The sequence below is a fragment of the Patescibacteria group bacterium genome, from assembly GCA_041662665.1.
GTDB lineage: Bacteria > Patescibacteriota > JABMPQ01 > JABMPQ01 > JAQVVF01 > JAQVVF01.
In genome coordinates this window covers 167,231-188,048 of record JBAZSC010000003.1, presented here as the reverse complement: position 1 = coordinate 188,048, position 20,818 = coordinate 167,231, and the positions used below count along the sequence as shown (strand labels likewise).

The window sequence follows — 20,818 nt, the reverse complement described above, 5'->3', positions numbered from 1 at the left end:
ACATCAAATTCATTTTTTGCGGATTAAAAATCCTCTTCCTTAAAGTTTTTTCTTTAAAAATAGAGGACAAAAAATAGCTGTAATCAATCATTCAATTACTAAAACAGCTATTTTTATTTTTGTTTTAAACAATTTATATTTTTCGAAGCTTTTATAGTCATTTAAAGTATAACACAAGTTTTAAAAATGTTATCAACAAAAAAGTATGAAATAAATCTTACTGCGTCATAAATTGTCATTCTTTTGTTTTGATATAGCTAAATAATTCAAAATTTGTTTCAAATGCAAAATAATATGGATAATAGATGAAATAGCAAAAGCAACTGAAAAAGCCACGTGAATTGATTTTAAATTCAATTGTTCGCCCCAATAAGCATTATTAAAAAATGCCAAATATAATCCTAAAAGACCAGAAAAAATAAAAGTAACAAACAAGATAATGCTAGTAAATTTAGTTATTTTTAATTTAAATAAAGGTTTATTTGAAGATAATAAATAAATAATACCTAAAATAAAATAAATAAATAAAATTATTGCTGCCGAAACAATTGCGCTTGGATATTTGAATTCTATTGCATTCTGTTCAACCTCTCTTTTTGTTTGAATAGCAGTAGTTCCTAATTCATTAGCTTGGTTTGCTTCAATTTTTGTTTCATTCGTTATTTCATTTACAACCAATTTTTCTGTTTTATTAACAATAGTTTCTTCCTGCAAATCACCGATATAATATTCAGTCAATAAATCATAAGATCTAACTTTATGATCTTCTCCAATATTGCCCTTTGTCGAAAAACCTTCAGTCGCATCAATCCCGCAATATGGCAACATCGAACCATCACCGCTTGGATGTTGTCCTCCAAAATATGAAGTGACATCATAAACTTTACCAGAAATTAACATCCAACAATCTGTTGCCTTATTATGTTTTGAAATTTCATCTAGAGTATAAGTTTTTGCAAATACTGGTGATACCAAAAAACACAATATTGCTAAAACCAAGATTTTTGTTTTTTTCATAATTTTATTTTATTTTCTAATAGTATGCTTAATTATTTCTAATGAATATTGTTTACCAGCTAAACAATCTTTAAATTGATCTTTAATATCCATATCACGCAATTCATTTTTTGACATCTTCTCAATCTCACTTAAAGAAAACCATTTCACTTCAGCAATCTCTTCATTATCAATATTATCAATTTTCTCACCATTTATTTTTCCAATGAAAATTAATTTTATTGGATGTCTAATAAATCCATCAACTTTTTGCAAATCTAAACGCACTAAAGAATAAATCCCTAAAAAATCAGTTATTTTTATATCTAAACCAGTTTCTTCTTTTGCTTCTCTTTTTGCGCCATCAATCGGATTTTCACCCAAATCAAGCCAGCCAGCCGGCAAATTCCATTTACCTTTATCAATTGTTCCTGCTTCTCTAATCAACAAAATTTTGTCATCTTTTACAACAATTGTTCCAACAACACAAAACACTTGCGTATAAACTCTTTTCGCCATATTTTTTTTATTAATTTTATCAATTTTATTAATTTTACGCTAAATTTAACCAGTCTAACTATTTTAACTAGCTTTTCCATAAAATACGCGATAAATCACGCCCGCTTTATCATCAGCAATATACATCACTCCATCATCATGAATTAATATTCCAGTTGGTCTGCCTAAAGATTCATTTTTGGGAGTTAGCCAGCCAGTAATAAAATCAGTCATTTTTGGCAAACTTTTTTCATCAACTACATAATTGCCATTTGCATCCATATCATATTTAACAAGCTTGTATCCTGTTGGCACTGTTCTATTCCAAGATCCATGATAAGCAATAATTAGATCATTTCTAAAATCTTCTGGCCAATTTGCAGTATCCGGAACAAATTGTAGTCCCAATGGTGCAGAATGTGCCTGCATATCAATATATGAAGGAACATAATTAGGTTCTGCACAAACACCAACTGGCACATCATCATTAAATGTATTATCACGAACATTCCTGCCATAACAAAATGGCCAACCATATTTTTTATCTTCTTTAATTATATTTACTTCATCTGGTGGTAAATTATCGCCTAATAGATCTCGCCCCATATCATTAGCAAAAATCTGACCAGTCTTTGGATGCATAGTCATAAAAACAGAATTTCGCAAACCAGATGCGTAAGTTTTCAAATCAGTACCGTCTAAATTTGCTGATAAGATTGAAGCTCGTTTATTATCCTTTTCATTGCAAACATTGCAATCAGAACCGACTGAAATTAATAATCTATTAATATTTGGATCAATCAATAATGTTCTTGTAAAATGCATTCCTTGATCTGGCAAATCAATTATTTTTTTCTTATTTTTTATTTCTACTTTGTTGACATCATAATCATAAATAGAAACTTGATTTGATTCAGCAACATATAATTTGCAATTATTCAAATCTTTGCAATCAAAAGCCAAACCATGTGGCGAATTCAAATTTTCTGCCAAAACTTTTGTTTCATCTGATTTTCCATTTGCATCATTATCAAGCAAAGCAACAACTTTTCCATTCGACGTTAAACTGACAATTAAATTTTTATTTGGATCATCGACAATCACTCTTGGACTGCCCAATTCTTTTGCATAAATAGAGATTGAAAATCCATCTGGCAATTGCAATGGCATTTGTGTATCATTAGCTACAAAAACTTCTTGCTTATTTTCTTGCAAAACTACATTTTCTGAATTTTCAATTGTTGTTGCAATATTTTCTTTAGCTGGCAAAATTGATGTCCAGATTCCTCTCAAATTATGCCAGTAAAAAATTCCGCCATATGCCGCTCCTCCTACAATTATAGTAACCAAAATAATCAAAAAAACTTTTAGCCAACTCGCCATACCTCTTTTTTTTGGCTTAATATTCTCTTCCATATTTTTTTTAATAAATTATTAAAATAATTTTAATATATAAAATTGCAATTCCGCATTTTCTGCGTTCGCTTCTGCGTCAAAAATTTTGTCACAAAAATTTTTGACTCCGCGTCATCCAAATAATAATAACTTTATTGCTAATATAAAAATTGCTGTTAAATAAATTATTCTTATCCACTTATTTCCTTTCTTAATCGCTAATTTTGTTCCAAACAATGCGCCGATAGAAATAAATACTGCAAATATTAATCCTAATCTAAAATCAATTAAATTGTTAACAAAAAATATAACGCATGCTATGCCTGATGAAAAAAAGTTTATCACTTTTGTATCAAATGCAGACTGCAAAAAGCTTAATCCAAAAAACAAAATTAGCACATAAGTCAAAATAGTTACATACCCGCCACTAAAAAATCCACCATAAACTCCCAAAACAAAAACCAAAATCAATCCAACAATAATTTTCCAAACCGCAATTTTATTTTTGTTTTCATTCAACCCAGCGTCTTTTTTTATAAATAAGGTGCCTGCAGCCAAAATAATAATTACTGCAATTATCTTTTTTAAAATTTCTTCATTTATTCCTAAAACCAATTTTGCTCCCAAAAAAGAAGATATTAAAGTTAAAATAACAAATGCAATTAACCACCAAATATGTTGTTTTTTAATTTCTTTTCTAAATCCAAACATTCCGCTTAGACTTAAAAAAATCAGCGCAAACATATTTGTTGCAATTGCAGTTTTAATATCCATGCCAGCATAAATCAACAATGGGACCATCACTAATGTTGTTCCGCCAACTGACACGCTAAAAATTCCAACCACAAAATAAATTATACAAAGTCCTAAAATTACAAATAGGCTCATATTATTTAAACCAGTTAACTTCTGCGTTTTTCAGCGTTAGAAATCGGCATAGAATCAGCGATTGTGAAATCACCAACTCTAGTTCGCTGTAAATCTGCAAGATAACCTCCACAACCCAATTCACGACCAATATCTCGAGCAAGAGATCTAATATATACGCCAGGTCCAGTTACAACATTTATTTCTAAAATTGGCCAGGAATATCCTAATACCTTAATATCTTTGATATCAACTTCTCTTTTTTCAAGTTTAATTTCTTTTCCAGCTCTTGCATACTTATATGCCTCTTTTCCTTTTAATTTAATTGCCGAATAAATTGGCGGAGTCTGCATTATCTTACCAACAAATTTTGGTAAAACTTTTTTAATATCATCTAAATTAGGCTGAACTTTTACTTCAATATTTTCTTTTTCTCCTTCTTCGTCATCAGTTGTACTATTCTGGCCTAATTTTATTTTTGCAATATATTCTTTTTCTTTTTTCACTTGTTCTGAAATTTTTCTTGTTGCTTCTCTGCCAACAGCAATTACAAGAACACCACTTGCCAAAGGATCAAGTGTTCCAGCATGTCCAACTTTCTCGCCTCTATTTTCACGCTTTATAATCTGAACAATGTCATTTGATGTTGGACCTTTTGGTTTATTTACTGCAAAAATACCTTTCATAAATTACATTTAACAATTAACTTTTAACATTTAACATTCAAAACTTCTACCCTGCCCATGGCAGGGGGATATTATTTGTTTTATAACTAAATATTCCGTTTCATAAATCGTATATATTTTTAAATTCTCTTTATATTTTTTTAATTCTTCAAGCTCTTTTAAATTATTTTTATAATGACAAAAAACTTTAATTGGCAAAATTCCCAAACCATTTTTAATACAATTATCGTCAGTTGAATAATAATATTTTGCTAACATATTTGCTCCAGCTGAAGAACCTACAACAACTTTATCATTAAATAAAGTACCTAAATCATTTATTTTCTTTAAATATTTTTGCAATAACTCATCACTTCCTCCCACAAAATATAAAACATGATTATTTTTTATCTGATCAATAAATCTCACCGAATTTTCATCAGCTAAGGCGAATTCAAAATTCTTACCTAAATTATATTTTATTAGATAGCTCTTATGTCTTTCAAATGCATCCTTCCATTGCTCTTTATCCTTAGCAAAACAAACAAGCAATATCTTAATTGGCTCTTGTAAATCTTTTACAATTTCCTGATTAAAATCTTGATTCGATTTATTATCTATTTTCGTCGCACCGCCATGCAAAATATACTTAATCATTTTTTAATTTTAATTTTAATTTTCACGTTCATATTTTCCAATTAACTCAGCTTTAGCAATTACATGATCTTCAATTGCTTTTTCTAATTCAGAAATTTCTGCACCTTCAACCAAATTAAGAACAATATCTAAAGCAAACAATTTAAAAACATAACGATGCTCACCTGATCCAGGACAAGGTCCGCCATATCCAATTTCGCCAAATGTTGTTTTTCCTAAAACAGAATTTTTAGGTACGCTATTTTCTTTGATCTCTAAATTTTTGGGATCAATGTTCCAAACAATCCAATGCGTCCAAATTCCAGACGGCGAATCAGGATCATCAAAAATCAAAGCTAAGCTCTTTGTATTTTCTGGCACATCAATAAATTTTAAAGGCAAATTAATATTCTCACCATCACAAGTATACTTGGGAGGAATATTTTCACCATTTTTAAAAACACTTTCAATTTTCATAAGATTTGTTTTATTGTTTTTTTGTTTTATTGTTTGAGTGTTTGCTATCTTCCGCTAGATCCAAATCCGCCATCACTTCGGTCAGTTTCAGACAAGACATCAACCTCTTCAACTTCAACATGCTCAACTTTTTGAATCAACATTTGCGCAATTTTATCTCCTTTTTTAACAACAAAATCGCAATCAGAAGTATTATACAAAATTATGCCATATTCTCCTCGATAACCATTATCGATCACTCCGCCCATTACTTTTATTCCAAATTTAGCAGCTAAACCAGATTTATCCCAAAACAAACCGACATATCCATCAGGAATCTGAACACTTATTCCAATTTTGAATATATATCTTTGTTTAGATTTCAAAGTATAATCTTCAATTGAATATAAATCCAATCCTGCATCTGTATCATGAGCATATTTTGGAATAATTGCTTCTTGTTTTAATTTTTTTACACTAATTTTCATATTTTTATAAAGTTATTTTCATACATATTTTAACAAAAATCGTTTAAAAAAAATAGGCTTTCGCCTATTCTTAATTCATAATTCATGATTCATATTTAATATCTTTCCAAATAATTATCACGTTCCCAATCAGTAACATAAATTCTAAAATTATCCCATTCTTTCATTTTAATATCATAATATTTTTTGAAAGTTGTCTCACCAAAAACCTCACGCAATAATTGATCTTTTACTAAATGTCTTAATGATTCAAACAAATTAGCTGGCAAAGTTTCAATTCCTCGATTTAACATTTCCTCATTTGTCATTTCAAAAACATTTTCTTCAACAGGCAATGGCAACAACATTTCATTTTCTATTCCATCAATTCCTGAAGCTAACATAGTTGCAAATGCTAAATACGGATTTGAAGCTGGATCTGGACAGCGAAGTTCAGCTCTTGTTGCGCTTGGTTTATTGCTATTTACTCTTGGAATTCTAACTAAAGCCGATCTATTAACCTGTCCCCAAGAAATATAAACTGGAGCTTCATATCCTGATACTAATCTTTTATATGAATTAACAATTGGATTTAAAATTGAATTCAAAGCTTTAATATGAAATAACTGTCCAGCAATAAATGATTTTGCTAATTCACTAATATGATACAAACCATTTGCATCATAAAAAGCATTCCGCTCATTCATAAAAATACTTTGATGAACATGCATCCCATTTCCAGCTAAACCAAAAAATGGCTTTGGCATAAAGCTCACAAATAATCCATGTTTTCTAGCAATTTGTTTCAAAGCAATTTTGAAAGTCAAAACCGAATCAGCAGTTGTAATCGGATCGCCATATTTAAAATCAATTTCATGCTGTCCAGGTCCAACTTCATGATGCAAAGCTTCAACAAAAATTCCAAGTTTTTGCAATGCTGTTGTCATATCTTTACGCACTTCTGAATCTTCATCAGTTGCATAATCAAAATATCCAGCATGATCATGAGGCAATGGAATAATCTTCCCATTTTCATCTCTTTTCATTAAATAAAATTCCAATTCTGGACCAACAAAATATTTAAAACCAAAAGATAATGCTTTTGCAACTTGTTTTTTCAAAATATATCTTGGATCGCTTTCATATGCTTCGCCATTTGGCTTATAAACATCGCAAATAAATCGAGCAGTCACATTTCCGTTATCAGTTGTCCATGGTAAAATCGCAAAAGTTGATAAATCTAATTTCAAATACATATCGCTTTCACAAATTCTTGCAAAACCTTCTATTGAAGATCCATCAAACCAAATATTTTGATCAATTGCTTCAGGTAATTTTGCAATTGGAATTGTTACTGACTTTACATGACCTAATAAATCAGAAAATTGCAGGTCAATAAATTTCACTTTTTCTCTTTCACATAACGTTAGTACTTCTTCTTTAGTTTTCATTTTTTGCATATTTATTTTTAAGTTACAAATATTTTAAAAAAAATTTATAAGTAGATTCTGCGTTTTCCGCGATTAAAAATTTATTTCAAAATTTTTAATTTCCGCGTAGTTCTGCAAGTTAACACTTTATAATATCATAAAATAAAAAAACACCAAAAAGGTGTTAATGGGTACGACATTCTGAATGACGTCTTGCGTCTTGTGCCATCATATCATTACAAACTAATGTATGACCATCTTCAAAATATTCATCACAACTGCGACAATAATTCCTATGAGTTGGTACCCCACATTCAGTACAAACTTCTTGCTTTTCTGCTTTCATCCTTGCTTGTTCTTTTTCAGACAGTGCTGGCATCTGTTCCTCCTTTCTCTCCAGAGGCTTCCCTCTGCTTGGCAAGTTGCGCCAATAATTGCTTCAGCGCTTCTTCCAAATCTTCAACATCTTTTTGACATGGTTTATGAGGTCTAAGCTCTCCACCCAAACCAATCAAACCCCAATTAGTTTTCATTTCCTTTTCAACATATTCTTGGACTTCTTGACTATATATCATAGCAACTGATGGAAATACACTTGCATATTCAACTAATTTTGCGTGTTGTCGATCAAAGACAGCTACAAAATCCAAATGTTTATGAATTTCATATTCAGCCAGCGCATAAAAAAAATAATCTAATCTTTCCATTGCATCGAAAAATTTTTCTTCAAGACTGCCTGGCTCCAAGATAATAGCCTCAGCTAAAAAAGGACCTATGAAAGATATATGTCTTGTTGACCGCAAACCTTCTTCTTTTTCAATTAACTTAACCAGATATAGAAGTCTTGGATCATTTTTGAATCGATAAGTAATATCACCAATCGCTCCTTCACAAAAATCATGAACTAATGCATGAACAACCATTCTAAAAGGATCAAAATTTTCAGCTGGTCCTTTTAATTCTTTTTCTTTCATTACACAAAATGCTGTCAAAAGTGCAATTGCAAAGGAATGCTCCAAAGAAGACTGCTCATAATGCCTTTCCTTATATCCACCCCAGCGTATGCATTTCTTTAATCTTCCGAAAATGTCCTGGAATCGCCACATCGTCATTGCCAGTTGTATATCCATTTTCTCTCCCTCCCTTTTTGTCGAAGGAACATTTTTAACACTTAAGTATAACAAGTGAATATAAAAAAACAACCATTAGGCTGTTCATAATTTTTATTATTTTATTCTTTTATATTTAAACCCCAATTCATCTTTTGGTTTTTCTTTTTCTGTCAATAATAATCTTAATATATTAAAAACTTCTTTTAATTTTTTATCATAACGCTGTTCTAATCTCATTAACTTAGATTGCAATTCTTCATTTGTTGCCAATAGTTCTCTCAATTTAATAAAAGTTCTAACAATTTGAATATTTACCTGAATTGCTCGATCACTTTTTAAAACACTTGCTAACATTGCCACACCTTGTTCAGTAAAAGCAAAAGGTAATTTTCTTAATCCCATTTTATCAGAATTGGAAGTCACAATTTGTGACTTCCAATTTTCAAATTCCAGTTTTTCCAATCTAAACATAAAATCAGCTGGAAACCGTTTAATATTTCGTCTAACAGCTTGATTTAGTACCTTTGTCGTCACGCCATAAAGCAATGCCAAATCACGATCAAGCATCACTTTTTTATTGCGTATAATATATATTTTACTGACTATCTTTTCACTTGGCATTATGAAATACTTTTTCATATTATTAATTTAACATACTCAAAAAATAACTTCAAAAAGTGTTATTTTTGGAAATCACAATTTGTGATATCAAGTTTTTACTTAAAAACAAAAACAGCCATTTAAGGCCGTTTTAAATTTTTAATTGAAATTTTGTTATTTATAATTTAGTTATTTTGTTATTTTTTGCCCATCTCTCATCTCTACAATTTTTCTACAATCTTTCGCCACTTCCATGTTATGTGTAACCAACAAAAATGTTTGATTATCTTCTTTATTTAATTTTTTCATCAATTCAATAATTTCTAAAGATGTTTTTGTATCCAATTCTCCAGTTGGCTCATCAGCTAGAATAATTGCTGGCTTGTTCATCAAAGCTCGAGCAATTGCTACTCTTTGCTGTTGTCCGCCAGACAATTCATTTGGCTTGTGATTCATTCTTGATTCTAGTCCAACCATTTTTAATAATTCAATTGCTCTGGCTTTTCTTTCAGTCATTTTCATTCCTCCATATTTTCCAGCCAACATAATATTTTCCAAAGCTGACAATGCCGGAATCAAATTAAATCCTTGAAAAACAAAACCAATTTTTTTTGCACGCAATTTATAAGCTTCTTTGTCTTTTAAATTACTCATATCAACTCCATCAATGATTAAAGTTCCTTCATCTGGCTTGTCTAACAAACCAAAGATATGCATCAAAGTTGATTTTCCGGATCCAGAAGGTCCAATAATTGCAGTAAATTCGCCTTCTTCCACATTCAAATCAACACCATTCAAAGCATGAACAATATTTGTCTTTGACATTTTATATATTTTTTTCAAACCCTTAGCTTCAATAACATTTTTCATAATTTATAATTTAATTTCACTTGACTAATTTATAAAGATTAAGATAATTAAGTTTTATTAATATCTAATTGTTTTTAACGCAGACATACGCAGAATCCAACGCAGAAAATGCGGAAACTTTTCTGCGTCTTCTGCGTCAGCTTCTGCGTTGTTCTGCGTAAAATAAATTACATCTCTCTAATCGCCTGTATTACTTTCATCTTTGCTGCCTTAATTGCTGGCAAAATACCAGCTACGATTCCTAATATAAATGAAAATAATAAAACTTCAAACAAAAACTTAATATCTAACAAAAATACTTCAGCACCAGTTTCTGCCATTTTATTATTAAATATTACAATCAATAAAACACCAATACTGATACCCAATATGCCGCCCAAAGTTCCAATTACACCAGCTTCTAAAGCATATTCCAAAGCAATCGATTTATTTGATGCACCCAAAGATTTTTTAATACCAATTTCTCTTGTTCTTTCAGAAATCGACATAATCATCGTATTGATAACAGAAAAACTTCCAACTAACAAAGCTAATAATGCGCCACCTAAAATAACAGCATTCATCATTGCCGAAGCTTTATCAATTTCTTCTCCCATTTTTTTTGGGGATAATACTATAACTTCATCTTTAAATTTTTCTTTGATCTTATTCGCTACAACTTCAGAATCTGCTCCGTCTTTCCAAGATATTGATCCCATAGTGGATAAATCTTCCATTTTAAAAGCTTTTGCTTGCATAATTTGATCTCTAGTTGCTTTTGGTAAACTAGCTAATTCTCTAGTAGAAATATTTGCAGCCTGAGCTTGTTGTTCTTTTAATGACTTCAAAAATGGATTTGACTCTACATACAAATCTCGAGCAGAGTTTAAAGGCATAAAAACATACGAATCAGGTCCAGTCATTGTTTTATCCAAAATACCAATTACCTTAAACTCTTTGCCACGAATTTTTACCTTGTCATCTAATTTCCATTTCTTATCTAAAGCTATTGTTTCCCCAATTGCAATCACATCATCAGGATCGCCTTCTTTAATCATTCTGCCTTCTTTCATTTCCATATTTTCCCAATTTCTGTTTTTAAATTTGGTTTTCAAATCCATGCCTTCAATTGTTGCTGGCATGCCAAAACTCATTGATGCTGGATCATCAGGATTCGGCTCATCTAATGACAATTCAATTCCGCCAGTCACTGCTTCAACACCTTCAACCTTTGCAATTTTGTTTAGTGTATTAACCGGCAACATTGCTCCCATTTGTCCCATCATAAAATCAGTGCCTTTTGGAGCAATTGTAATTTGACCAGTCACATATTTTTTTCCTCCATCAATCATTTTATTTAATTTCAGAGCCATCGATCCCATTACTGTAAATGCAAAAATACCAATTGCAATACCAAAAATAGTTAATAAAGTTCTAAATTTTCGCCTCCATAAATTTCTTAATATTTCTATCATATTTAATTTAAATTATTAAGTAACTTTTACAGTATACACCATTATAAGAATAACTTCAACTATTTATTAAATTCTTTTCAATCATTAACAAGTGTATTATTATAATAATATGTCACTTATAAATATCTTTTTTATTGCTATTGCCCTATCATTTGATGCTATGGCTGTTGCAGCTGCAAATGGCGCACATCATCACCAAATGGGAGCAAAAAAAGCTCTAAGAATAGCTTTCTTTTTTGGTTTTTTTCAATTTTTAATGCCATTAATTGGCTATATTCTTGGTATTGGTCTTGTGCAATTTATTTCCGGCATTGATCATTGGATTGCTTTTATTCTTCTGACTATTTTGGGAGTCAGAATGTTGATTGAATCTTTCAAAAAAGAAGAAGAGAAAAAAATTGATATTCATAGCCTTAAAATATTATTAACTCAATCAATTGCAACTAGTATTGATGCTCTAATAATTGGCGTAACAATTGCTTTGCTGCCTGTTAATATTTGGCTATCAGTCTCAATTATTGGCATCACAACATTCACATTATCATTGATTTCTATTTACATTGGCAAAAAAAGCGGCGAAAAATGGGGCAAAAAAGCTGAAATCATTGGTGGACTTGTTTTGATAGGTATTGGCTTGAAAATTTTGCTAGGACATCTTTTATAATTAAATTAAACCGCAAAACAACATCAGCCATCCGTTTTATCCGCGTTTAATCCGTTTAAATCCGCTTGAATGATTATATAAATAAAACGAAAATCTACAAATAAACAATTTTAGTAACAAAAAATAACAATTACAATTATGGAAAATATTATTGAAGTAAAAAATTTAACAAAAAAATTTAAAAAATTTATTGCAGTTGACAATATTAGCTTTGAAATTAAAAAAGGTGAAATCTTTGGATTTCTTGGCCCAAATGGTGCTGGCAAGTCAACAACAATCAGAATTTTAACCACACTTTTACAGCCAACAGAAGGTGAAATTAAAATAGCTGGTTTTGATTTAAAAAAAGATCCAGATGACATTAGAAAACAAATCGGCTTAGTCGCAGAAAAAATTATTCTTTATGATCGATTAACTGCTCGAGAAAATCTAAGATTCTTCGGCCAACTTTTTCATCTCTCAAAACAACAAATTACAGATCGAACAAAAAAATGGGTTGATCGATTGCACATGACTGATTGGCTTGATTCTCAAGTTGGAACATATTCAACTGGCATGAAACAAAGAATCAATATTGTTCGCGCCTTATTAACTGAACCAAATATTCTCTTTCTTGATGAACCAACTCTTGGGCTTGATCCACAAACATCCAATTTAATTAGAGAATTTATTCAAGAATTAAATAAAAAAGGAATTACTATTTTGCTTACAACACATGACATGTTAGAAGCTGATATTTTATCAAATAGAATTGCAATTGTTGATCATGGAAAAATTGTTGCTTTAGATAATTCAGAAAATTTAAAAAAATTAGTAACCAATAAAGAAAATCCAACTCTTCAAGATGTTTTTTTGAAAGTAACAGGTACTGAAATTAGAGATAATGCTGGAAAAAAATCCCTGCTTCAGACATGCATCGTTTTGGCGAGAATAAACAAAGGGTCAGATAAATTCTGCACATTCTGCGTTAGTTCCGCGTCATTCTGCGTAAAAAAAATAAATCGCAGAAAAACGCAGAATCTTACGCAGAAAACGCAGAAAAAATTTCAACATTAAATTAAAATTATGCAAACAATCAAAGATATATTTCACATCGCAAAAAAAGATTTAATTGAATTTTCTAGAGACAAACTCCGTTTAGCCACATTCATTATTATGCCTATTTTTATGATGATTTTGACTGGATTTATTTTTCCTAATCAAAATACTCTAAAAAATATTCCAATTGGCATCGCAAATTTAGACAACCAGCAATACGGAAACCAATTAGTAACCATGATCACGGATTTAAAACAAGACAATCAATCAGCATTTAAAACATCAACTTTTGATAGTATTGATGCAATAAAAAATGGCATTAAAAAACAAACAATCAGTGGTGGAATATTTATTCCAAAAGATTTTACTTCCCAAATTAATGGCAACAAACAGCCAGAAGTAATAATTGTTGAAGACCAATCCAATCCACAAATCAGTGCAGTTGTTGATCAAATATTATCTAATATGGCCTCTGGATTAGGACAACAAATTGGCATCCAAAAAACTGCCAAATTTTTAGTTATTATTACATCACCAGAAAATCAACCAGGCTCAATAGAACAAGCCACTGCAATGATGCAACCAATCAAATCAACAATTCAAGGTATTATTCCAGGCAATCCAAACTATTTTGAATTTGTTGCTCCTGGCATCATGGCTATGATTGTTATGACTGCAGTTTTGACTGGTCTTGCTGCTGCAATTTCTAAAGAAAAAGAAGATGGAACACTAGATGGTATTTTAATTTCGCCAATCAATCGACTAGCTATTATTTTAGGCAAGGCAACTGCTCAATCGATCAGAGGCTTAATTCAAGGCGCGATTGTTTTACTTTTAGCAGTCATTCTTTTTGGCGTAACAATTCACGGCAACCTTTTATTAATTTTACTAATTTTACTTTTAGGTATTTTTTCATTTGTCGGCTTGGGTATCTTAGTATCTGCTATGGCTTCAGAACAAGAAACAGCAACCCAACTATTATTCATGTTCCAATTTCCAATGTTATTCTTATCAGGAGTTTTTTTTCCTATTTTAATGATGCCACAAATCATGCAAGATATTTCCAAAGTTATTCCGCTAACTTATGCCATCAATGCTTTACGCAAAGTCATGGTCTTGGGAGCAAGCTTTGTTGATGTCAGAAATGAACTTTTAATTCTACTTATTTTTGGTGCTGTTACTTTGACAATTGCTGTTCCAGTATTCAAAAGAGTTATTACGAAATAAAAAAAACACCAAAAGGTGTTTAAAAAAAGTACAATCAGTTAACCAGTAACTTCATGACATGGATGACCATCGTGTCTTCTTAGAACCTGTGCTGACTCGCTATCACAATCAGCAGTATGTCCATGAATTATTCTTTCATCACATCTTTCACAATGAAAAACTATAAGCTGTTGATCACAAATTCTACATTTAACAACATAATCCTTAATACCGTCCTTAGTTACTACATCAACACAAATTTCATTTAATTCTGACTTTTCCCCCCGAATTGCATGCCCTTCATGTTTTGATGCAACTTTTGCAAATTCAGATGTGCAATTTGGACTATGACCAATAAAATAAACATGATTTCCGACACATTGATCACAAAGAACGCCGAACATTTTCTCACCACAAGTGCTGCAAGCAATAAAAGATACTTTATCATTACCTTCTCCTAAAGTTTTCACACAAAATCCTGTATCTTTTTTGTCTGCCATTTCCTTCTCCCTCCTTTGCCAGGGAAATACGCCAACCACAAAGAATACAATTTAAACAAATATCTGTCAATGTTTTTCAAAATAAAACAGCCCTGAATTTCAAGGCTGTTTTTCTTTGTCCGCCGACTTGTCCTCCGTAACGTAGCGAAGGAGGAAGTCCCTCATCTTCGCAAAGCGAGGGACGAAGGCAGATTATTCAATTTACTTTTCTAATCCAATAAAAGGAGTTGCTCCACCCCAATATGTTGGAGTTTTTCCATCCCATTTTTCAATCCATCGAAGTTCTACAACTTTTGCATTTTCACTCAATGCCTGTGCTTCTGTTCTGATCGCTTTAGACTTTCCTTCTGCTTCTGCAATTTTCTGATCAGCTTCAATTTTAATTCTTTGCAAATCTCGTTCTGCTTTTAATTTTAATTGTTCTGCTGTTACTTTTGCTTCAATTGCGCTATTAAATGCTTCTGAAAAATCAAAAGCAACAATATTCAATTCATCAACTGTTATATAATTTTTTACTAATCTTTTTGCTAAATTTTCTTTTATTTGCTCTTTAACAACTTGTCTTTTGATAATTAATTCTTCAGCTGTAAATTTTGCAGTTGTTGCTTTTACTGCTTCTTGGATTGCTGGAGCAATTATTCGATCATTATAATCTGTGCCAACTTCTTTCCAAATTTTATTAACTGCATCAGGATCTAAATGATAATTAATTGCAATTTTAGATGTTACAACTTGCAAATCTTTTGAAGATGCGCTTGCTGGAACTTCGTCTTTTTTAATCTTTACATCCATTTTTACTACTTTTTGAACTAAAGGAATCTTAAAATAAAGACCTTCGCCAAAAACATTGTCTTTTACTGCTCCAAATTGCAACAAAATTCCTCGCTCACCTGCTCCAATTGTTCCTACACCATCAAGCAATAAAAGTACAACAACTGCTGCCAAAACAAGAATTGGCATTTTCTTCTTCAAGTTGTTGATTCCTTCCATTTTCGCTACATTATAAACTTCAGTCATAATATAATATTAATTTTCTAAATTAAATCAGTATAGCATATAATTAAATTCAGCAAAACAAAAACAGCCTAAAAATTTTGAGGCTGTTTTTTAATATATTTTTAGTTAGTCTTTGGTGCATTATCCAAAACTGCAGGCATCAGCTGAATCGTTTTTGCAGTTACACTGCCATCAGAATTAGAATCTCCACTCACCATTAAATTTTCCCCAACTTTCAAATCATTTTTTGTTCCTTCTGCATTTTTGGTAACTTTTGTAGAATCAGAAAAAAGAATAATTTTTGATCCGCCATCGCGCAATTTGATTGTTACACTTTTATCATCTTTAGAAATAATTTCACCATTTGCAAGTCCACCGTTACCATTGCCCATTCTTCCTAATCCGCCATTTTGCGCTCTTTGCTGTCTTTGTTCATCAGTCATGTTCTGGAAACCTTGTTTTGCGCTTCCACTCAAATTTGTTTTCTTTCCTTGTCCATATTTCATACCGCCATAAAATGATCCGCCACCTACCACAATTAATAACACCACCATAATAATCCACGTTTTTTTCATAATTTTTCCTTGTCCGCCGAAGTCCCGCAGGACGAAGGCGGATGTGTTAAATATTAATAATAAGTTATTCGTATCTTAACGCCTCAATTGGATTCAAACTTGCCGCTCTTCGTGCAGGATAATATCCAAAGACAATTCCAATCAAAGCTGAAACACCAAAGGCTAATAAGACAGAAGTTAAAGAAATATTTGTTGTAATTCCACCAAATTTTTGTACTGCTAACGAAATCAACCAGCCCAATAGAACTCCCAAAACTCCGCCGATAAATGTCAGCATTATTGATTCAGTCAAAAACTGTAAATTAATATCTGCTTTTTTTGCGCCAACTGCTTTTCGCAAACCAATCTCGCGAGTTCTTTCAGTTACAGTAGTTAACATCATATTCATAATACCGATACCGCCAACAACAAGAGATATCGCAGCTACAGATCCAAGCAAAACAGTAAATGTATTTGTTACCGAAGAAGCAGTTGCCACAATATCAGATTGATTCATAATACTAAAATCAGCTAAGGTTGGATCAGAGATATTATGTCTTTCTAAAAGCAAGCTACTTGCCTCTTCTTGAACTTGAGCCATTGAATTTTGGTTTTCTGCTTGGACAGAAATAGTACTAACAAAATTACTACCAGCTAAAAATTGTTGAGCAGTTTTTATAGGCACAAAAATCATATCATCTTGATTCGTCATGCCAGAACTGCCTTTCGATTTCGTCACGCCTATAATTGTAAAATTTATACCATTAATTCTAACAATCTTTCCTAAGCAATCTGCATTTTCTCCAAACAAATCATCACGAGTTGTTGGACCAATTACTGCCACTTTTGACATACTAGCAACTTGTTGATCTGATATAAAAGATCCTTGATCAATAGTTAAATTTCTAATAGTTGGATATGAAGCAACAGTTCCTACAACCGAAGTGTTTGTATTATTACCTGAAGCAACTGCCTGATATCTAGAAGATAATTCCGGCGCAACTCCTTTCACGTTATTTATCTCAGAAACTATTCTATCAGCATCTTCAAGCGTCAAAGTCTGTGAAGAGCCTCTACCTTGGCTAACTCCAGCTGTCCTTTGCATTCCTGGCATTACCAAAATCAAATTTGATCCTAATGATTCAATATTCGACTGAATCATTTTTTGAGAGCCTTGGCCAATCGCAATCATCGCAATTACCGAGCCAATACCAATAACAATGCCTAGTATAGTCAAACCTGATCTAACTTTATTAGCAATTAACGCTTGATAAGTTTCTTGAAATAAATCAGCTATTCTCATAAAAATACCACGTCATCCTGGTTAAATGCATATTCATGGGATTCTTCGGCTTCGGCCTCAGAATGACAGTTAATAAGTTTTTATATTTTTATCATCCTTAATAATTTTTCCATCCTTAATCTGAATAACCCTATCCGCATGTTTCGCCACATCATGTTCGTGTGTAATTAGAATTATCGTATGATGTTCTTTTCTATTCAAATCTTCAAAAGTTTTCAAAACTATTTCTCCAGTTTTTGTATCCAAATTTCCAGTTGGCTCATCAGCTAAAATTAAAGAAGGATTATTAACTAAAGCTCTTGCAATAGCTACTCTTTGCATTTGTCCACCAGAAAGTTGATTCGAAAGATGATTAAAATGATTTTCATCCATGCCAGCCTGCAACAATGCTTGCTTGGCTTTTTCCTCTCTCTTTTCCACATCTTTATCAGAATAAATTAATGACAAAATTACATTTTTTAATACAGTAGCTCTTGGCAATAAATTAAAAGATTGAAAAACAAAACCAATTTTATTTTTCCTAATTTCTGCCAATTCATCATCAGATAATTTCGAAACATCCTTATCATCCAATAGATATTCTCCAGATGTTGGCGTATCCAAAGCACCGATAATATGCATCAAAGTTGATTTCCCAGAACCAGAAGGGCCAACAATTGCCACATATTCTCCATCATTAATTTTGAATGAAACATTGTCTAATGCCTTGAATTCATTCTCGCCAGACTTGTAAATTTTCGTAATACCCTTGCACTCTATCATAAATTATGTTATATTATTTAGTCTAGAATCTCATTCTATTGCACTAGAAGAAGGAGGAGGAAGAAGAGATGGAAATGACAGAACTTCAGAAATTGTCTGCTGATGAATTAAGAAGGCTTAATCTTTCTCTCGCTGAATGGGTAGAAATTCACAATTCATCATCTTTCAGCAAGGAACAACGAATTCTCGCTCTCGTAAAAATTGACGATTTTGTAGAACCAACAACCACATACGGAGATTGGGTACATCTCTATTATGACAAAACATCCACTGTGCTACTCAATGAACTTGCAGCGGAAAAGATAGGAATCTCCGTACCAAAATATGAAATTGCAAAAATCATACAAGATGAATCGACGCTCCAAAAGATGTATTCACTTCTAAAACTTTAGAACAGCACTCTCAACCAAGGCCCTAACCAGCCTTTTTTTATTTGGAAAATAGCAGACAACTTTATGAACTTTATAACTTTAAAACTTTATAACTTAGTCTCTTTGCATTTGCGAACTTCTCAAATTATTTCCACCCATGTTTTTCTGATTTCCACCCATTTGAAACAAACTATTTCCTGAAGTAGTCGTCGTTGCCTTTGTAGTTGTTGGCGCAATTGTTCGAGTAATAATTATATCGCCCTCTTTCAAACCATCTGTAATTTCAGAATAGCTGTCATTAGAAAGCCCAATTGTAATTTGCTGTTGTATTAATTCTTTCTTTAAAATAATTCCGCTATTTTGTGATGTTGCATTTGGAGCAATGTCTTCATCAGGCATTTCAACATATAAAGAATTTTTAACAGCTGAAACTGGCACTAATAATACATCAGCTTTTGAATCTGTAATTATTGAAGCAGAAACACTCATTCCAGGCTTAATTCTTTCGTCCTGTGTATCAAAAACTATCTTTGCATTATAACTAGCAACATTTTGAGTCGTCGTTGCAATCGAATCAATTTCAGCTATTTTTCCAGTCAAAGTTAAATCAGAAATTGCATCAAAAGTTAATGTTACTTTTTGATCTGCCTTCACTTTTACTGAATCAACTTCATTCAAAGAGATATCAGCAATTCTATCTTTTGTAATTAATGTTATAAAGGATGCATTTTGTGATACAGAATCACCAACTTTTGCATCAATTGTCGCAACAATACCATCGAATGGCGCTTTTACATTGCAATCTGCTAACTTCTTTTGCGCATCAATTAAAGCATTTTCTCTTTGCTTAATATTATTTTGTTTTGTCTTAATTTCTATTTCATCAACAGGCTCTTTTGCTTTATCTAAAGCTGCTTGTTTTTCAAGCACTTGGGAGTCTGCATTTATAATTGCATTTTTACTAGATTGCAATTTTTGTTTTGCTAAAGAAAGTTCTGAAATGCCATTATTGATTTTTGTAACATCAGAAGAAAAAGTCGTTAATTGCCTATCAACAGCTGAATCAATTGAAACATTATGAGAGCTTAAAATATTTTTATAGAACTGTATTAAATTAATATAATTTTTTAATGATTCTGCAATTTTAACACTAGCTGAATATGAATTATTAATTAATGTTTCCATTTCTTCTGCTGATGAAGATCTGCTTGTCGTACCTAAATCGCTCAAAGTTTCATTATATAATTTTAAAGCAGTTTGATAAGAATTTTGCGCTGTATTTTTGTAATATAATGCTTTACCACTATCATAAGATTTCGTAACATCATAATAATAATTAAAATTCAACAAATTATTTTGATTCATTGCTTGCATTGCTTCTGTCAAATCTAAAAATACTTTATTGGCACTGCCAATTCCATCTGTATAGCTTTTTGTTAAATCAGAAGATGCATTTTCTCTATTTTGTTTAGCTTGCTCCAAAGAATTTTCTGCCTGTAGAATTGATAATTCATCAGAAGGTTGATTTGCTTTTTCTAATTCCAATTTTGCATTTTCCAAATTTACTTCAGCATCAGCAACTGCAGATGCAGAATCTTGAGAATCTAATTGGACTAAGAAATCGCCAGTTTTAACTTCCTGGCCTTTTTTAACTGAAACGCTTGTTACTTCACTAGCTGATGTCGGTTTAATATCAACTTGATCAGAAGCAGAAACTTGACCGCTACCAGTTACTGAAGTGATTAGAGTGCCTTTTTCTACTTTTGCTACAACATATTTTGTCACACCAGCAGCATTGCCTTTTATAGCTTTAATGCTGAAATAACCTGCGATTGCTAAAACAACAATTGCCACTCCTACAATCATTTTTCGTTTCTTTAAAAATTCAATAATCTTTTGCATAAAATATTTCAATCAATTAATATTTTTCTTGTATTCGTAATTCGTATCATTTGCATTCATTCATATATTCGTATTA

General features: G+C 31.5%; 24 protein-coding genes. 4 read left to right on the top strand and 20 right to left on the bottom strand.

Features of this window, described 5'->3' with window-relative positions; all coding sequences use genetic code 11:
• Positions 1-225 precede the first annotated feature (225 nt).
• From WC663_05475 to WC663_05410, 14 genes are all read right to left on the bottom strand, one after another.
• The gene (locus WC663_05475; GenBank protein MFA6296780.1) at positions 226-1,017 is read right to left on the bottom strand and encodes a cytochrome b5-like heme/steroid binding domain-containing protein; all 792 of its coding nucleotides are present in this window, start codon (positions 1,015-1,017) and stop codon (positions 226-228) included.
• Between the two features lie 9 nt (positions 1,018-1,026).
• Positions 1,027-1,515: an NUDIX hydrolase gene (locus WC663_05470; protein MFA6296779.1), complete on the bottom strand. Its 489-nt coding sequence runs from the start codon at positions 1,513-1,515 to the stop codon at positions 1,027-1,029.
• 63 nt (positions 1,516-1,578) lie between these two features.
• A complete protein-coding gene (locus tag WC663_05465) occupies positions 1,579-2,910 on the bottom strand; it encodes a PQQ-dependent sugar dehydrogenase (GenBank protein ID MFA6296778.1) in 1,332 nt (443 codons plus the stop codon).
• A 111-nt stretch (positions 2,911-3,021) separates the two neighbouring features.
• Positions 3,022-3,777 (bottom strand): sulfite exporter TauE/SafE family protein, encoded by a 756-nt coding sequence (locus tag WC663_05460; GenBank protein ID MFA6296777.1) that lies wholly within the window; start codon positions 3,775-3,777, stop codon positions 3,022-3,024.
• Positions 3,778-3,791: 14 nt separating this feature from the next.
• Positions 3,792-4,442 (bottom strand): tRNA pseudouridine(55) synthase TruB, encoded by a 651-nt coding sequence (gene truB / locus WC663_05455; GenBank protein MFA6296776.1) that lies wholly within the window; start codon positions 4,440-4,442, stop codon positions 3,792-3,794.
• Positions 4,443-4,472: 30 nt separating this feature from the next.
• On the bottom strand, positions 4,473-5,078 hold the full coding sequence (locus WC663_05450; GenBank protein ID MFA6296775.1) for a Type 1 glutamine amidotransferase-like domain-containing protein: 606 nt from the start codon (positions 5,076-5,078) through the stop codon (positions 4,473-4,475).
• 15 nt (positions 5,079-5,093) lie between these two features.
• Positions 5,094-5,534, bottom strand: a complete 441-nt coding sequence (locus tag WC663_05445) for a YbhB/YbcL family Raf kinase inhibitor-like protein (GenBank protein MFA6296774.1) — start codon at positions 5,532-5,534, stop codon at positions 5,094-5,096.
• Between the two features lie 44 nt (positions 5,535-5,578).
• A complete protein-coding gene (gene dut / locus WC663_05440; GenBank protein MFA6296773.1) occupies positions 5,579-6,001 on the bottom strand; it encodes a dUTP diphosphatase in 423 nt (140 codons plus the stop codon).
• A 95-nt stretch (positions 6,002-6,096) separates the two neighbouring features.
• Positions 6,097-7,440 carry a type I glutamate--ammonia ligase gene (gene glnA / locus WC663_05435; protein MFA6296772.1) on the bottom strand — a complete coding sequence of 448 codons (1,344 nt, stop codon included), beginning with the start codon at positions 7,438-7,440 and terminating at the stop codon, positions 6,097-6,099.
• Positions 7,441-7,594: 154 nt separating this feature from the next.
• Positions 7,595-7,789 carry a hypothetical protein gene (locus WC663_05430; protein ID MFA6296771.1) on the bottom strand — a complete coding sequence of 65 codons (195 nt, stop codon included), beginning with the start codon at positions 7,787-7,789 and terminating at the stop codon, positions 7,595-7,597.
• Entirely contained in the window at positions 7,773-8,540 is a 768-nt protein-coding gene (locus tag WC663_05425) for a YfbR-like 5'-deoxynucleotidase (GenBank protein ID MFA6296770.1), read from the bottom strand. Before WC663_05425 ends, WC663_05430 begins: the two co-directional genes overlap by 17 nt.
• Positions 8,541-8,636: 96 nt before the next feature.
• Positions 8,637-9,161, bottom strand: a complete 525-nt coding sequence (locus WC663_05420; GenBank protein MFA6296769.1) for an ORF6N domain-containing protein — start codon at positions 9,159-9,161, stop codon at positions 8,637-8,639.
• A 150-nt stretch (positions 9,162-9,311) separates the two neighbouring features.
• Positions 9,312-9,992 carry an ABC transporter ATP-binding protein gene (locus WC663_05415; GenBank protein MFA6296768.1) on the bottom strand — a complete coding sequence of 227 codons (681 nt, stop codon included), beginning with the start codon at positions 9,990-9,992 and terminating at the stop codon, positions 9,312-9,314.
• A 167-nt stretch (positions 9,993-10,159) separates the two neighbouring features.
• On the bottom strand, positions 10,160-11,446 hold the full coding sequence (locus WC663_05410) for an ABC transporter permease (GenBank protein MFA6296767.1): 1,287 nt from the start codon (positions 11,444-11,446) through the stop codon (positions 10,160-10,162).
• 109 nt (positions 11,447-11,555) lie between these two features.
• Between WC663_05410 and WC663_05405 the strand changes: the two genes are divergently transcribed.
• The 3 genes from WC663_05405 to WC663_05395 all read left to right on the top strand — a co-directional run bounded on the left by WC663_05405 (position 11,556) and on the right by WC663_05395 (position 14,375).
• Complete coding sequence (locus WC663_05405; GenBank protein MFA6296766.1) at positions 11,556-12,110, top strand: manganese efflux pump MntP family protein; 555 nt, start codon at positions 11,556-11,558, stop codon at positions 12,108-12,110.
• 138 nt (positions 12,111-12,248) lie between these two features.
• Positions 12,249-13,166 (top strand): ATP-binding cassette domain-containing protein, encoded by a 918-nt coding sequence (locus tag WC663_05400; GenBank protein MFA6296765.1) that lies wholly within the window; start codon positions 12,249-12,251, stop codon positions 13,164-13,166.
• Positions 13,167-13,175: 9 nt separating this feature from the next.
• Complete coding sequence (locus WC663_05395; protein MFA6296764.1) at positions 13,176-14,375, top strand: ABC transporter permease; 1,200 nt, start codon at positions 13,176-13,178, stop codon at positions 14,373-14,375.
• A 38-nt stretch (positions 14,376-14,413) separates the two neighbouring features.
• Here the strand turns inward: WC663_05395 and WC663_05390 are convergent, their stop codons facing one another.
• From WC663_05390 to WC663_05370, 5 genes are all read right to left on the bottom strand, one after another.
• Positions 14,414-14,854: a hypothetical protein gene (locus WC663_05390; protein ID MFA6296763.1), complete on the bottom strand. Its 441-nt coding sequence runs from the start codon at positions 14,852-14,854 to the stop codon at positions 14,414-14,416.
• 201 nt (positions 14,855-15,055) lie between these two features.
• Positions 15,056-15,871 carry a prohibitin family protein gene (locus WC663_05385; protein ID MFA6296762.1) on the bottom strand — a complete coding sequence of 272 codons (816 nt, stop codon included), beginning with the start codon at positions 15,869-15,871 and terminating at the stop codon, positions 15,056-15,058.
• Positions 15,872-15,972: 101 nt separating this feature from the next.
• Positions 15,973-16,425, bottom strand: coding sequence for a hypothetical protein (locus WC663_05380; GenBank protein ID MFA6296761.1), 453 nt, complete (start codon positions 16,423-16,425; stop codon positions 15,973-15,975).
• Positions 16,426-16,489: 64 nt separating this feature from the next.
• Positions 16,490-17,707, bottom strand: coding sequence for an ABC transporter permease (locus tag WC663_05375; GenBank protein ID MFA6296760.1), 1,218 nt, complete (start codon positions 17,705-17,707; stop codon positions 16,490-16,492).
• A 69-nt stretch (positions 17,708-17,776) separates the two neighbouring features.
• Positions 17,777-18,469 carry an ABC transporter ATP-binding protein gene (locus WC663_05370; GenBank protein MFA6296759.1) on the bottom strand — a complete coding sequence of 231 codons (693 nt, stop codon included), beginning with the start codon at positions 18,467-18,469 and terminating at the stop codon, positions 17,777-17,779.
• A gap of 68 nt (positions 18,470-18,537) precedes the next feature.
• Here WC663_05370 and WC663_05365 point away from each other — a divergent pair, with 68 nt between their 5' ends.
• Positions 18,538-18,861: a hypothetical protein gene (locus WC663_05365; GenBank protein MFA6296758.1), complete on the top strand. Its 324-nt coding sequence runs from the start codon at positions 18,538-18,540 to the stop codon at positions 18,859-18,861.
• A gap of 93 nt (positions 18,862-18,954) precedes the next feature.
• On the opposite strand, the gene WC663_05360 is transcribed toward WC663_05365, so the two are convergent.
• Positions 18,955-20,742: an HlyD family efflux transporter periplasmic adaptor subunit gene (locus WC663_05360; GenBank protein ID MFA6296757.1), complete on the bottom strand. Its 1,788-nt coding sequence runs from the start codon at positions 20,740-20,742 to the stop codon at positions 18,955-18,957.
• Between the last annotated feature and the right edge of the window lie 76 nt (positions 20,743-20,818).